The organism is Paenibacillus polysaccharolyticus, assembly GCF_900102085.1.
GTDB classification, from domain to species: Bacteria; Bacillota; Bacilli; order Paenibacillales; family Paenibacillaceae; genus Paenibacillus; species Paenibacillus polysaccharolyticus.
Map to the genome: position 1 here is coordinate 64912 of NZ_FMVM01000023.1, position 13106 is coordinate 78017.

The 13106-nt window shown below is 48.6% G+C and carries 15 protein-coding genes; 9 read left to right on the forward strand and 6 right to left on the reverse strand.

The window, feature by feature from the left end:
- Window positions 1-3: 3 nt before the first annotated feature.
- The 4 genes from BLQ13_RS25340 to BLQ13_RS25355 form a co-directional block, all read right to left on the reverse strand.
- Window positions 4-369, reverse strand: a complete 366-nt coding sequence (locus BLQ13_RS25340; protein WP_139168946.1) for a DUF5665 domain-containing protein — start codon at window positions 367-369, stop codon at window positions 4-6.
- 83 nt (window positions 370-452) lie between these two features.
- Entirely contained in the window at window positions 453-860 is a 408-nt protein-coding gene (locus tag BLQ13_RS25345) for a YtxH domain-containing protein (protein ID WP_090924487.1), read from the reverse strand.
- Window positions 861-924: 64 nt separating this feature from the next.
- Window positions 925-1182 carry a GlsB/YeaQ/YmgE family stress response membrane protein gene (locus BLQ13_RS25350; RefSeq protein WP_090924488.1) on the reverse strand — a complete coding sequence of 86 codons (258 nt, stop codon included), beginning with the start codon at window positions 1180-1182 and terminating at the stop codon, window positions 925-927.
- Between the two features lie 131 nt (window positions 1183-1313).
- Entirely contained in the window at window positions 1314-2015 is a 702-nt protein-coding gene (locus BLQ13_RS25355; RefSeq protein WP_090924489.1) for a phosphatase PAP2 family protein, read from the reverse strand.
- A gap of 378 nt (window positions 2016-2393) precedes the next feature.
- Between BLQ13_RS25355 and BLQ13_RS25360 the strand changes: the two genes are divergently transcribed.
- Both BLQ13_RS25360 and BLQ13_RS25365 read left to right on the forward strand, forming a co-directional pair.
- The gene (locus BLQ13_RS25360; RefSeq protein WP_090924490.1) at window positions 2394-3398 is read left to right on the forward strand and encodes an asparaginase; all 1005 of its coding nucleotides are present in this window, start codon (window positions 2394-2396) and stop codon (window positions 3396-3398) included.
- 150 nt (window positions 3399-3548) lie between these two features.
- Window positions 3549-4286 (forward strand): pirin family protein, encoded by a 738-nt coding sequence (locus tag BLQ13_RS25365; RefSeq protein ID WP_090924491.1) that lies wholly within the window; start codon window positions 3549-3551, stop codon window positions 4284-4286.
- Between the two features lie 104 nt (window positions 4287-4390).
- Here the strand turns inward: BLQ13_RS25365 and BLQ13_RS25370 are convergent, their stop codons facing one another.
- Window positions 4391-4612 (reverse strand): DUF1128 domain-containing protein, encoded by a 222-nt coding sequence (locus tag BLQ13_RS25370; protein WP_090924518.1) that lies wholly within the window; start codon window positions 4610-4612, stop codon window positions 4391-4393.
- 212 nt (window positions 4613-4824) lie between these two features.
- Here BLQ13_RS25370 and yyaC point away from each other — a divergent pair, with 212 nt between their 5' ends.
- From yyaC to BLQ13_RS25395, 5 genes are all read left to right on the forward strand, one after another.
- Window positions 4825-5364: a spore protease YyaC gene (gene yyaC, locus BLQ13_RS25375; protein ID WP_244159472.1), complete on the forward strand. Its 540-nt coding sequence runs from the start codon at window positions 4825-4827 to the stop codon at window positions 5362-5364.
- Between the two features lie 78 nt (window positions 5365-5442).
- Window positions 5443-6234: an alpha/beta fold hydrolase gene (locus BLQ13_RS25380; RefSeq protein ID WP_090924492.1), complete on the forward strand. Its 792-nt coding sequence runs from the start codon at window positions 5443-5445 to the stop codon at window positions 6232-6234.
- Between the two features lie 204 nt (window positions 6235-6438).
- Window positions 6439-7164: a DUF6483 family protein gene (locus tag BLQ13_RS25385; RefSeq protein WP_090924493.1), complete on the forward strand. Its 726-nt coding sequence runs from the start codon at window positions 6439-6441 to the stop codon at window positions 7162-7164.
- Between the two features lie 122 nt (window positions 7165-7286).
- Window positions 7287-8528: a class I SAM-dependent methyltransferase gene (locus tag BLQ13_RS25390; RefSeq protein WP_090924494.1), complete on the forward strand. Its 1242-nt coding sequence runs from the start codon at window positions 7287-7289 to the stop codon at window positions 8526-8528.
- A gap of 547 nt (window positions 8529-9075) precedes the next feature.
- Window positions 9076-11202, forward strand: a complete 2127-nt coding sequence (locus tag BLQ13_RS25395; RefSeq protein WP_167375847.1) for an O-antigen ligase family protein — start codon at window positions 9076-9078, stop codon at window positions 11200-11202.
- A gap of 205 nt (window positions 11203-11407) precedes the next feature.
- Here BLQ13_RS25395 and BLQ13_RS25400 read toward each other — a convergent pair whose 3' ends face one another.
- On the reverse strand, window positions 11408-11755 hold the full coding sequence (locus BLQ13_RS25400) for a dehydrogenase (protein WP_090924496.1): 348 nt from the start codon (window positions 11753-11755) through the stop codon (window positions 11408-11410).
- Window positions 11756-11914: 159 nt separating this feature from the next.
- Between BLQ13_RS25400 and uptA the strand changes: the two genes are divergently transcribed.
- Window positions 11915-12532: an undecaprenyl phosphate transporter UptA gene (uptA, locus tag BLQ13_RS25405; protein WP_090924497.1), complete on the forward strand. Its 618-nt coding sequence runs from the start codon at window positions 11915-11917 to the stop codon at window positions 12530-12532.
- Window positions 12532-13101: a thioredoxin family protein gene (locus BLQ13_RS25410; protein ID WP_090924498.1), complete on the forward strand. Its 570-nt coding sequence runs from the start codon at window positions 12532-12534 to the stop codon at window positions 13099-13101. Before uptA ends, BLQ13_RS25410 begins: the two co-directional genes overlap by 1 nt.
- Window positions 13102-13106: the final 5 nt, after the last annotated feature.

Genomic DNA, 13106 nt, shown 5'->3' on the forward strand with positions numbered 1-13106 from the left:
TTTTTATTTTTTGTAATCCTCAATGTAACCGAGCAAGTCGGCGATGTATTGACCCACGATAGGCATATTGACAAATTGGCTAAGAATGAAGGCAAGCAAACCGAGCACAACAAACGTCCCGACGGTCAATCCAAGTCCACGAGCCATACCTGCTGTAAAGTTGGTAATGATTCGTTTCTTGGGACTACTGTAATTTTCAATGATGTCTTTGATCTGAGCCCTCTCCAGACTGTCGGCAATCTGATCAAGCCGTGTGTTCAGGCGCTTGACCTCGTGACGCAATTCGAATGGATGTTCACTGGTATCATACTGCTGTGCAGGTGTTCCTCCCGGTACTGAGGTGTTGCCATTAATCGTGACTTTACTCATATCTGTCATTCCTCCGTTCGCTTTGGATAAAAAATAGCCAGCTGGAATGCAGCTGGCTATTCATTGCTCGATCTCATCAGGCCTTACAGGCTTGTCGAGTTCAATTGTTTACGCGCATCTTCCTTCGCTTCTACGGAAGCGGCAGCCACTTCTTCAGATGCACGTGTTGCTTCCTCAGCAACATCTGCTGAAGCTTTTCTTACGGAATCCATAACGTCATTGCGCCCTTGGTTTACTGTTCTTGCCAGATCGGACGTTTTGGAAGATACCGTTTTGGCAATTTCAGAAGCTTTGTCACCAACAACAGTGGCCACTTCCTTTGTACGGTCAGTCACCATACCTACCTTTTCAGAAAGATCACCACGCAATTCGCGTCCAGGTTTAGGGGCGAATAACAGGGCAGCTGCAGCGCCCAACAAACCTCCGATGAAAATTCCTTTGGCGAAAGTCGAACCACTTTGTACAGGATATTGCTCTTCTGCTTTATTCATGTCTAATCACTCCTTCATTAATTTAGGAAACAAATACGAAACAACGAACACCATCTAACCCGAATCAGGCAGCCTGTCTTAGCAGTCTGGACACAAGCCCCAGCAAGAAAACAAAGAGCGCTGTACCAATGATGGCGGGAATGACGGCAAAGTTACCGATAACCGGTCCCCAGTTACCAAGCAAAAGTGCTCCTAGCCAGGCTCCGGCGAATCCGGCAATCATCGCACCAATCACGCCGCCCGGCATGTTATGACCGGCAAGTGCATCTCCAATCAAACCGATAATGATTGCCATGACAATGCTGATAATAATGCCCCACATAACAACCGCCTCCTTTCAACTTGATGCAGGATGTTGTCTGTTCGCGTTTGCTTACTTCGTATATAAACGCCGTGCAACATGGTGAAACAACTAACTGTCCGATGAATAAGCTGGAAATTAGATACAGGGGATCAAATGGCAGGGTGTTTTATTCCCTGAATCATACAGCCAATCCAGACGAAGCCTGCGGCAAATCCGGCAAAAACATCGGTAGGATAATGAACCCCCAGCATAACCCGACTCACGCCGATCAACAGAACAAATAGAATACCGCAAATAACAGGAAGCCATCTTCTAATTACATCCCGTTCCTTCCATTCGATGGCCCAGATGACAAAAAGCATACCGTAAAAACCCATCGAAATCATGGCATGACCACTGGGATAACTATATCCATGCACTACGAGAAGGTGATCCAGTTCGGGTCTGCTTCGTCTAAAGATTTCTTTTAAAAACGTGTTCAAAATCCACATCATTCCGAAACTTGCGCAGATGATATAACCATACATCATCGTTCTGGGATGACGCTGTAAGAAACATAATAGTGCGAACCCTGCTGCAGCAAGTGCTGATATTTTAAATGAACCCAGTGCCGTGATGAAGGAAGTGTAGGGTAGCAGAGACAGACGGGATTGCGAGTGGAGATAAAACATTTGCTGAACTTGACTGTCCAGTCGAATTAAACGTTCCAGACCCAGCCAGGCTCCAACACCAGCCAATAATAAAACAGTAGCTGAGCTTAGCAGTGAAGCAATCAGGACGTATTTCAGCAGAGATTGCAAAGACATCACATGAGATGATTCAGATGATAGATGTTGAGAATTGCGTAGCATGAAAACGTATCCCCTTCTATAAAGAGTAGTCCTTCAGTAAGGCTGATAAAGCTTTACCCGAAACGACTGTCGAAAAAACTGTAAAACCGTCGTTTTTGTACTATACTAATGAGGATATCCCATGCGGCGCCGTGAAGCAAAGCAGAGAAGTTATATAAGTTGAACTAAAGTTTTTACACAGCCCACTCCGACGACGGAATAACCTTCCAATCGCTGTTATCCCCAGATTTTTTGATTCCCTTTTCGAAAAGGGAAAATCCGGTGATAAAGGCGACCGCTCCGCTTTTTCAGGTTTTTTCTGTCCTCTCCGTTAACGTGTAAAAGAACAGTCAACTTATATAAATATGAAATTAGTAATTTAAAAGGAGAGAAACTCGCGTGGAGAGTGCTTTGTTAGTTAAAGAATACCGTGCGGGCGTGATGGAATGCGCTCACTACGGACACATATGTATTACAGATGAGCATGGCCGGGTTGTATATTCGGCTGGTGATCCTCATTTCAGAGCGTTCACACGTTCATCGGCCAAACCTTTTCAAGCGATTCCAGGTATTCGGGCCGGAATTGATCGACATTATAGTCTTAAGCCACAAGAGATTGCGATCATGGCTTCATCACATCGCTCTGAGCCGGAGCATATTCAAGTGCTGGAGCATCTGGCTCATAAAATCGGACTTGGTGAGGAATGTCTGATCTGTGCACCAAGCTATCCGCTTAATGAAGAAAGCCGCAATAACTGGTTGAGGGCGCAAGGAGAGAAACGCAGAATATTGCATAACTGTTCGGGGAAACATCTGGGCATTCTGGGTTATAGCCAGATGAGGAAACTTGATTTGAGCAGCTATGCCGAGCCGGATCATCCAGTGCAACGAGAAATCCTAGAAACACTGGCAGGTCTCGCAGGCATTGAAGAAAAAGAGATTCAACTAGGGACGGATGGCTGTGGATTTCCGGTATTTTCGCTACCTTTGTCTGCACTGGCCAATGCATATCTCAAGCTCGCATGTCCTGACCTGATTGCAGATGAGCCTACACGCATGGCTGTAAAGACGATCATTTCGGCTATGAATCAGCACCCTCTGATGGTCGGTGGCCAGAATCGGGTGGATTCGGTGTTGCTGGAAGACGATAATATTGTCGCCAAAGGCGGATTCAAGGGTGTATTTGGTTTTGCACTGAAAAAAGAAAGATTGGGCATCACCTTCAAAGTGCTGGATGGCTCTGAGGAAGAATGGGCTTCCATTGCACAATCGATATTGAAGCAACTAAACTATTCCAACCCTAAAACCATTGCACGCTTGGCTGAAGTATTTTCTGCAGACATTCGTAATGATGCAGGCACTATAGTGGGTCGGATGGATAGTGAATTTGTGCTCCACTCATGAAAAGATAGCGTGTAACCTTTAGAAGGAACGTGATTAGAATGACCGGACCCCGGGTAAAGATCACATACCAACTGGTATTGACCTATATCATTTTGAACACGCATGGATTATTGCCATACGGCAGTTCCAATCCTCTGGAGGTGGATGAATATGATTAAAGTAGTGACATCGGAAGAAAGACACACGTCGGATCGCGGTTGGATACACAGCGAATTCAGCTTTTCCTTTGCGGATTATGAGGACCCGAGCAATGCTCATTTTGGCTGTCTGTTAGCCCACAACGACAACATACTGATGCCGCAAGAAGGCTTTAAGAAACATCCACATCACGACCTTGAAATTGTCAGTTATGTGATATCAGGCACGCTTAAACATACAGACAGTATGGGCACAGAACAGTTGCTCGAAGCGGGGACAGTTCAGGTGATGAGTGCTGGCACAGGCGTAGAGCACTCCGAGACCAATCCAGCCACGGATGAACCGGTACGTTTCTTGCAAATGTGGTTTTTGCCCTCTCAGCGCATGCTGAAGCCATCTTATGCTTATCGGAAAATAGAAGAGTCCGCCCAGCTCAACCGGCTATGTCCAGTTGTGTCAGGTGCATCTGGCCAAACGGATGAATCGATAGAAGAAAACTCACTTCGCATCGCTCAGGATGTAACCTGTTATCTATCCAAGCTGGAGTCAGGAAAGAAATTAATGTTTCCGCAACATGAGGAGCGTCGTACACATTTGTTTCTCATTAACGGACATCTCGAAATGCAGTGTTCCGACGGAAACTTTAATCTCAAGCCCGGAGATGCGGCCCGTATCCGTAAAAGCTGTGATTTACAAATGACAAGTACGGGCAGCGAGCCTGCTGAATTCGTACTTGTGGATCTTCCTTAATACAACAAAAAGGACTTGTCCTGCATCAGTGTTCTGATGTAAGACAGGTCCTTTTTGTTGCTCATCTTGTGCCAGGTGTGAAGATCACATGTGGAGAGAGAAGTTTATTTGCGGAGTTTACCGAGTTCAGAAGCAACCGCTTCTACTTCGGAGATGCTCAAATGTTCTTTGCTCATCACCATTTCGTACAAATCCTGCAAATCTTCATATTTCTCAAGCGGGAACGCTGAAGCTTGCATCGCGGCACCACTGGCCATCCGCAGCTTGGTTTTGATCGCTTCAATTATATATTCCATATTTTCTGCTGTTGCTTGTGTTAAATCCATCGTTAACTTCATCCTTTCCATCTCCGGAGATGGGTTGCTCATTTGTCCAAACGGAACTTCTGTTATTGTAGCATGAGTAGAAGGGACAAGCTAATGATTTTGCGGGAGAATGGAGCATCGGTTACAATATGAGAATAGATCACAACGACTGGAAGTAAAGGTAGCACTAGGGTTGTCCAATATTCTCATGTGTAACAAGGAGGGAATTCAGTTTGGCCTTATATAAACGGGAACTTGTCCGGCAACAGAGCCGAGGTGTACGCAAAGGCTTGCCTAGAGACAAGATGGCCCTTTTTTTCAAGGAGATCTCCGAGCTCCATGAACTGGACGAGATTACGTTTCTATGTATCGGCACAGATCGCTCGACCGGGGATGCTCTTGGACCGATGACGGGGACTTTGCTGGAGGAGCGTGGCATACCTCATGTAATCGGTACACTGGCAACGCCTTGTGATGCAGATACTCTTGAAAAGAGACTGGCCCAGATTCCTTCACACCATAAGGTTATAGCAATAGATGCATGTTTGGGCCCAAAAGATGCTACCGGGACATACTATGTATCGGGAACATCCTTGCGCCCTGCCCAATCCGTTGGGGGTCATTTGCCTCCTGTTGGAGAATACAGTGTAGCTGCAGTAGTAAATGCCAACGGACCAAGACCCTATTCGATTTTGCAGATGACTTCGCTGTACTTGGTCATGGGCATGTCACAAACGATTGCAGATGCGGTGACGGAAGCCTGGAATGTATGATAAACGTTTCATTTATGAGATGAATGCTTAATAATATACAACCTGAAATATTACATTCGCGCAGAGAGAGGGATTAATATGGAAAAAGTGATGTGTGATGGAACAACGATTTGTTATGCTGAGCAGGGTAAGGGAGAAGTGCTTGTACTGCTTCACGGGTACTGCGGTAGTTCATCCTATTGGGATGAAGTAGTACCGGAGCTGGCCCGCAGCTATCGTTGTATCGTACCTGATCTGCGTGGGCACGGCAAAACGGATGCACCTGTAGGCAGTTACACCATTGAACAGATGGGCAACGATGTGTTGCAATTGCTCGATGAGCTAGACGTGGAAAAAGCAGTGATTCTGGGACATTCCATGGGCGGATATATTGCACTCTCCATTGCACAGCACCATCCGGAGCGACTCAACGCGTTCGGTTTGATCCATTCAACAGCGTATCCGGACGGCGACGAAGCGAAGGAGAAACGTTTGCGTGCAGTATCTACGATTCAGACCGAAGGCATTGTGAATTTTGTGGACGGGCTGGTACCTGGTCTGTTCGCTCCAGAGCATATTGAATCGATGTCGGCACATGTGAATCGTGTGAAGGAAATTGGGTATCAAACTGCCCCTCAAGGTGCTGTTGGCGCGGCACTCGCTATGCGTGAACGTCCAGATCGCCGTGATGTATTGTCTGCCACACCGCTTCCAGTATTACTTGTAGCAGGGGAGAAGGATGGGCTGATTCCACCGGAACGTACTTTTACGAGTGACAAGCCTCATATTGTGCAGGCCACCATTGCAGGTGCAGGACATATGAGTATGTATGAAGCGCCGGAACAATTGATTCAGGTAATTCAACAGTTTATGACGGGATTGTCTGACTAACCATAAGATCATTCAATCGAGTTTGTATATGTAGCCCCTGTGTGTCCATATGGACAAGCAGGGGCTTTGATGTGTTTGCTGACCGGCTTCGGAAGCAGGAGAGCAGGACTTTCGCTTTTTTTCACGGCATGAATTAAAATAAATCATATGAATACGCGATATTACGTATGCGATAAATGAGTGAAGATATAAGGGGGCGCACCGATGTTCAGGAAGGATTATCTGCTCCGCATGATGGAGGAAATGACAGAGGCTATTGGCAAGGCTTTTACGCTTAGACAACAACGTAAACATACGGAGGCTTTATCTGAACTGGATGAGTTAATGCGCAGACAATTTGGCATGAATCTCAATCTGCTGAACTCTTTGCCTGCAGAGGATGTGATTGAGATGTTCCGTTTTCGCGGCGTCATTGAGGTGGACAATCTGCAGCAAGCGGCGAGACTGATTGAGGAAGAAGCATATATCTATCACGAAAAGGCCAGAGTCGAAGGCATTGATGATGAGGAGAAAATGGATGCAGAAGATGCGGCGCTTGTTCGTTTAATGCGAGCTTTACATTTTTACCTGTACGCCCAGAATCATGGTGCTAATCGCGAGTTGTTGCAGGTGCCTGACCGTATAGAAGGAATTATAGAGCAAATTAAGGGATATGAGCTTCCTGCGCGAACGGAGAAGCAACTTGCGTTATATCGGGAGCAACAGGGCCGATATGATGCGGCGGAGAATGGCTGGTACAGACTGATGCATCTTGGTGCGGATTATCCGGTACAGTATGAAGAGGACGCGCGAGCATTTTATCAGAGGTTGACGGAACTTACGGATGAGCAGCTTGAACAGGGCGGTTTGCCGCGGGCTGAGGTCGAGGAGGGGCTGGCACAGATTACAGCACTGGAAACCAAACGTCAGCAGGTCGTAACAGAAGAATAACCGAATGAATCGCTGAACTTATAGAATATCTGATGACTGAACTAATGGAGAGTAGCTCTTCACTTGGAGAGGGAACGGAATTATGGTATGGTAACGGTTGACCAAACCAAACCGAAAGTGAGATGTACCCCGTGGATTCGTTGCGAAAGCTTATACAAGATATTTTTGAACAGAACTCGCTGATTACGGCGACCTGGAGTCAGCTGCGCAGACGGGACAATGTCTCGTTTACCAAAGTGCAGGTGAAGCCGGTTACCCTGAAGAATCAGCTTCATTATCAGTTTGCTTTTCATTATGCGAATAAAGTGCTGCATGAGAATTTGACCCCGGCTGAAGCGCTGGAGCGTATGACTTTGTTGTGTGAAGAGACGTTCCGTCAGGGATTGCTGTGTACGGCAGATGCGGATTATCAAATTTTGATCAGCAAAAAATATAAAGTATCGATTTTGACCAAATCCCCATCCAAAACAGCGGTGGATCTGTCCCATAATCGCAAAAAGCAATATGTACTTGAAGAGGGCGTTCCGGTTTCTTTCCTCGTTGAACTTGGGATTATGAACGAGGAAGGACGTGTGCTTGCACGTAAGTACGATAAGTTCAGGCAGATCAACCGTTTCCTTGAAATGGTGCAGGATGTTATTGCTCATCTGCCGGAAGGACGTCCGCTGACGATTGTAGATTTTGGCTGCGGCAAGTCGTATCTGACTTTTGCCCTGTATCATTATTTGTCCGTACAACAGCGACGTTCGCTTAACATCATCGGTCTGGATCTAAAGGCGGATGTTATTGAACACTGTAATGATCTGGCCAGACGTCTGCATTACGGTGATCTGAAATTCCTCGTTGGTGACATTGCGGATTATGATGAACTGAACGAAGTGGATATGGTTGTTACTCTCCATGCTTGTGATACGGCGACGGATGCGGCCTTGGAGAAAGCAGTGCGCTGGGGAGCTTCTGTCATTCTGTCGGTTCCTTGTTGTCAGCATGAACTGTATGACCAGGTAGAGTCTCCGGTGATGAACCCGCTGCTGTCTCATGGCATTTTGAAGGAGCGTTTCTCCGCACTGGCAACAGATGCGATTCGCGCCAAACTGCTGGATATTATGGGATATAAAACACAGTTGCTCGAATTCATTGATCTGGAGAATACACCGAAAAATATTCTGATTCGCGCCGTTCGTGGTCAGGCGGGTCAAGTGAAGGACATGTGGGACGAGTACACTGCATTCCGTGATTTCATTCATGCCGATCCATATCTGGAACGTGCTTGTGCGGATCTGCTACCGGTTGAAGGAAGCATAACTGGTGGGAAAGTGGACAGGGAAAACTTGGAGCGGTCTGCGAAGTGTAATCTTCACTAATTTTTGGTATGCAGGTAATGGACGAGAAAGGGTTCAAAAGAGAACATAAGAAAAGAAGAACCAAGGCAGGGATGTTTCGTGCACGACTGGTCTGTATACCTGAAGAAGGGGACATACTGGTACCAGGGTCGCTTTACTTGATGTGCAAGGTATAGGATGCCATTGATATCGGCATGATGCGTGAACAAGTTCATAATGGTTAAGGATGTAAACCAAGGCGGAAGGACCCGAAGAGGGATTCTTCTGCCTTTTTTTATTTTCAAATAAATAAAGGAAGGAGGAGATGGGGGTGAAGGACAGAGAGCGAACCTCTGACGGATCAGAATTCGTGGGAGTGAGTATGAATGTGAGCACAAGTCATCCTCTGAAAAAGGGGTGCTATTTCAGAGATGGGCACAATACATATAACGATATAGCCAGTCCACGCCGTTTCTTGATCTCTGGGCATGGGCCATCAGCGTCCAGTTGTGAGCTTGCAATGGGGAATAAGGGTAGTGAGAAGCGTAATCGTGAATCCAGATGGTGGATTGTAGTCTTAGGTTTAAGCATGGCAGCTATACTGCTGGCAGGATGTTTGCGAAGAGGATTGTTCCATCCGGCCGACTTGTACCCCGTTATTCTGATGACTGGTGTTATCGTGCTGTTCTCTCTTGTGGTGTATAAACGAGGTGTACTGATAAGGGGAATTGATGGCATGGTCTCCGTTCGGTCGGAATCCACTCGGCTGGGAGTCGTAGATTTAGTGCATGTGGGATTTCCTTTGGCAATCATGGTGTGTTATGCCCTGCATGCTTGGGCAGGCTCGGTAAGTACGCAGGGCAGTATCCATGAGATGTTGCGCTGGAGCTTGCTCGCGATGTTTGCCCTGCTCGCTGTGTTGCTGGCAGCGAGTAAGGGTGGTGTGCGCTGGCTGGCCTTTGGCTGGCAGCTGGCAGGCGGCATGCTTGTGCTAAGCGGCATTTTAGCCGTGTGCGGTGTGCTGCCGCTGCCCTACGGGGTCATGCGGACAGCTGACCCCGAGATCAGCTCCGCCGGTGCCCGGCTCGGCGGATTGCTGCAGTACCCCAATGCGTACGGTGCCGTTGTTGGCATGTACGCATTGGAGCGGCTGACGGCCGCCGCGGGGGTGCTGGCCGGGCGAGCCGTCCCGGCACGGCGGCTCTTCGCGGCGGTGCTGCCGCTCATGCCCGCGCAAGCCGCGCTCCTGCTGAGCGAGTCGCGCGGCGCCTGGCTAGCGGCCGGCTGTGCCGTGGCCGCCGCCTTCTTACAGCGGCGCGGTGCCCGCCTGCCGCTGCTGCTGGCCTTGGCCGCGCCCCTGGCCTGCGCGGCCTGGCTCTACCGCCAGCTGGCTGCTGCCCAGCTGGCGCCTGCACCCGTGCCCGGCCTGCTGGCACTGGCCGGGGCATGGGCAGCTGCGCTGCTCGGCACGCTGCTGCTGTGCCGTCTCTGGCACAGCGGCGGCCCAGCCGGGCGCGCCACTGCTCTTGCGGCCACCGTGCTGGCGTGCATCGCCGCCGCACTGATGGCCGCAGCCTCCACCGCCGAACGTTTCGCGGCGGGGGTCGGCACAGGGGCATCACGCCTGCAGCTGTGGCGGGATGCCCTGCGGTTATGGACCGAGGCCGCATGGCTCGGCCACGGAGGGGATACATGGCGCAACATGTTTCGCGCCATCCAGTCCTCGCCGTATGTCGGCGGCGAGGTACACAGCGGGCTGCTCGATCTGGCCCTGGATACGGGCCTGCTCGGCATCGCGCTGATTGCAGGGTGGATACTCTTCACCCTGCGCAGTATCCGCCGCTTCGCACCGCGGCTACTGCCGGCTGTGCTTGTCTTCGTCCTGCATGGAATCGTGGACTTCGACTGGAGTTATACGCTCAGCTGGATGCTCTTCATCTGGCTCGCGGCATGGGCGGTTGCGCTGAGAATAGAAGCGGGGCCAGTCTCATCGCATCAACACTGTCTTACGAATCACAGGGTTGAGACCCACCTCTATGCCTACGTTTGTAGCTACATCCGTACCTGGACTCGTACTTCGTTTTCTTACGTCATATCAGGCCACATCAAACGATATGTAGTCGTATTTATGCTTACATGCTGGCTGGGAAGTACCGTCTGGATCACAGCACGTTACGCATGGGCAGATATGCAATATCGTCACGCACTGACTGAGTCAATGGGAACAACAGCGAGTGCCCAGTATCTTCGATCAGCACATCGTTTGAATCCAAGTCGGCCTGATTTGGCGATTTCCCTTGCGCGTACGCTGCCTCAAGCGGAAGCCGAATTCATCTTATTGAACAGCTTGTCCCGTTCACCTGGTAATTCTGACCTCTATGTGGAGCTTGGCCGATTAGAAGCCAAATGCGGAGAAGGGGAGCAAGCGGGGGAATATTTCATTTCAGCCATTACCCTGAATCGTTATGATGCTATAACCCAGAGAACGGTGCTCTACTGGATAGAACAGGCGACGATGCGTGAGATTTCAGAAGGAAAAGTCCGACAAGCCCAAAAGACTGCGGCGCTAGGAATAGAAATATATGAACGTTACAAAGAGTTGGCATCACAGGTAAATACAGAACGAATGCGTAACGATCGTCGTTTTCAATTGCATCCTTCATCTTCGTTGGCAGCAGAGAATTTACACAGAATTGCTTGGGGCGGTGAACCATAACAAGCTTGAATCTTCGTACTGGTTTCAACCCGTTGCAATCGTTAATTCATTTAATGACGATTCTGTAGATGCGGAGATCCACACTGGCTTTTCTTTCTTGAATTTTGCAGCTTCATTGTAAAAGGAAAGCCCGGGCATATTGCTTTTTCTCGGCAGGTCTTGAACAGGCGGACGAGAATGCTTTCGCCGGCCTGTTCAAACTTTTCTACAGACGATAACCACCAAAGGCATGTTTGAAAGCTTCTTTCAGCGGTTCAACCTCAACGTCCCAGAGCGCAGCAATATCTGCGCTGACTTCGTTATTCCACCATTCGCACAGTTTTTTACGATCATTGCGGTTTTCTCCGATCCAGAGCAGATTCGCAATAACTTTGGCGTAGTATTTTTCCTCGGCCTGTTTCATACGTTCTGGAGAGATATACAATTTCAACCGCTTGGATGTCCGGTATAATTCCTTGCTGCAGGCACGACGAATGCCTCGGGCGGAGGGCAAATTTTGGCCGGATTGCTTATGCTTGACCGGGGGAGACCCGGGTACAGATTTAAATGACATGTTCCCACACTCCTCTCCCCATACCATATGCGAAGTAGTACCTGCGGGACACTGTCCCGTTCTCGCAAGTAGCCACGTTCAGGGGGCTGTGATAAAATAAGGACGAACACCCATGGTGCGTCAGAGCACCACCATTCAGGAAAAAGAAAGAGGGTTGAGATGGACGTTATTCATAGCATTGTCAGCCAATTATTCGACTGGATTCAAAGTCTCGGATACTTTGGCATCATGCTCGGGTTAATGCTGGAGGTTATCCCAAGTGAAATTGTGCTGGCATATGGTGGTTTTCTCGTTTCTCAGCATAACATTAACTTCTTCGGTGCGATGATTTTTGGTACAGTGGGCGGAGTGCTGGCTCAGCTGTTTATTTACTGGATCGGTCGTTATGGCGGCAGACCTGTACTTGAGCGCTACGGTAAATACATATTGATCCAGAAAAAACACATCGATCATTCTGAAGAGTGGTTCCGCAAATACGGCACAGGTGTTATTTTCACCGCGCGATTTGTACCGGTCGTAAGACATGCGATTTCGATTCCGGCTGGCATCACGAAAATGCACACAGGCAAATTCATTCTGCTGACCACACTCGCTGTTATACCTTGGACTGCATTGTTTATATATTTAGGGATGATTCTCGGAGATCAGTGGAAGCATGTAGATGAGAAAGCGGCCCCGTTTATTACGCCGATCCTGCTTGTCGCGCTTGCTCTTATGATTATTTATGTTGTTATCAAATGGATGAATGTACGTAAAAAGAGAGGAAGTGTGAAGTAATGTCCAAACCTAACTTGTCTCACAAATTCGGTAAAGGCTTGCCACCGAAGGAATTTATCGCAAGTATGACCAAAAACCAAAGTGAGTTTCAGACGAACTATGACAGCTTTGTCTGGGCAAGCGAAGAGGATCGCGAATTTTTTGAAAGTCTGAACTATCGTGACGACCTTCGTGTGCTGATTCTGGCAGCCGATTGGTGCGGTGACGTTGTGCGTAATATTCCGGTCGTATTTCAGGCGCTGGAGATTTCAGGCATTCCGACTGAAGTTCTGATTATGGAAAATCATCCGGATGTGATGGATGAATTCCTGACGATGGGTGGCCGTTCTGTGCCGATTGTGATCGTAGCAGATACAGGCGGACATGTGCTTGGTCAATGGGGGCCGCGCCCACAACACGTACAAGAGGTTATGGTCGAGTTCAAACGACTGAATCCTGATCGTGAAGCTGCAGACTACCAAGACAACATGGCCGAAGCGCGCAAAGAGATTTTGAAACGTTATGGGGAAGGAACGGAGTCCCATGCAGTGGTCATTCGTGAGCTGCGTGAACTGATTTCGGGTTTTTAATTCAT

Coding starts and splice junctions, on each gene's coding strand:
- BLQ13_RS25340 (WP_139168946.1), bottom strand. CDS start 369: ATGAGTAAAGTCACGATTAATGGCAACACCTCAGTACCGGGAGGAACA.
- BLQ13_RS25345 (WP_090924487.1), bottom strand. CDS start 860: ATGAATAAAGCAGAAGAGCAATATCCTGTACAAAGTGGTTCGACTTTC.
- BLQ13_RS25350 (WP_090924488.1), bottom strand. CDS start 1,182: ATGTGGGGCATTATTATCAGCATTGTCATGGCAATCATTATCGGTTTG.
- BLQ13_RS25355 (WP_090924489.1), bottom strand. CDS start 2,015: ATGCTACGCAATTCTCAACATCTATCATCTGAATCATCTCATGTGATG.
- BLQ13_RS25365 (WP_090924491.1), top strand. CDS start 3,549: ATGATTAAAGTAGTGACATCGGAAGAAAGACACACGTCGGATCGCGGT.
- BLQ13_RS25370 (WP_090924518.1), bottom strand. CDS start 4,612: ATGGATTTAACACAAGCAACAGCAGAAAATATGGAATATATAATTGAA.
- BLQ13_RS25380 (WP_090924492.1), top strand. CDS start 5,443: ATGGAAAAAGTGATGTGTGATGGAACAACGATTTGTTATGCTGAGCAG.
- BLQ13_RS25385 (WP_090924493.1), top strand. CDS start 6,439: ATGTTCAGGAAGGATTATCTGCTCCGCATGATGGAGGAAATGACAGAG.
- BLQ13_RS25390 (WP_090924494.1), top strand. CDS start 7,287: ATGTACCCCGTGGATTCGTTGCGAAAGCTTATACAAGATATTTTTGAA.
- BLQ13_RS25395 (WP_167375847.1), top strand. CDS start 9,076: ATGGCAGCTATACTGCTGGCAGGATGTTTGCGAAGAGGATTGTTCCAT.
- BLQ13_RS25400 (WP_090924496.1), bottom strand. CDS start 11,755: ATGTCATTTAAATCTGTACCCGGGTCTCCCCCGGTCAAGCATAAGCAA.
- uptA (WP_090924497.1), top strand. CDS start 11,915: ATGGACGTTATTCATAGCATTGTCAGCCAATTATTCGACTGGATTCAA.
- BLQ13_RS25410 (WP_090924498.1), top strand. CDS start 12,532: ATGTCCAAACCTAACTTGTCTCACAAATTCGGTAAAGGCTTGCCACCG.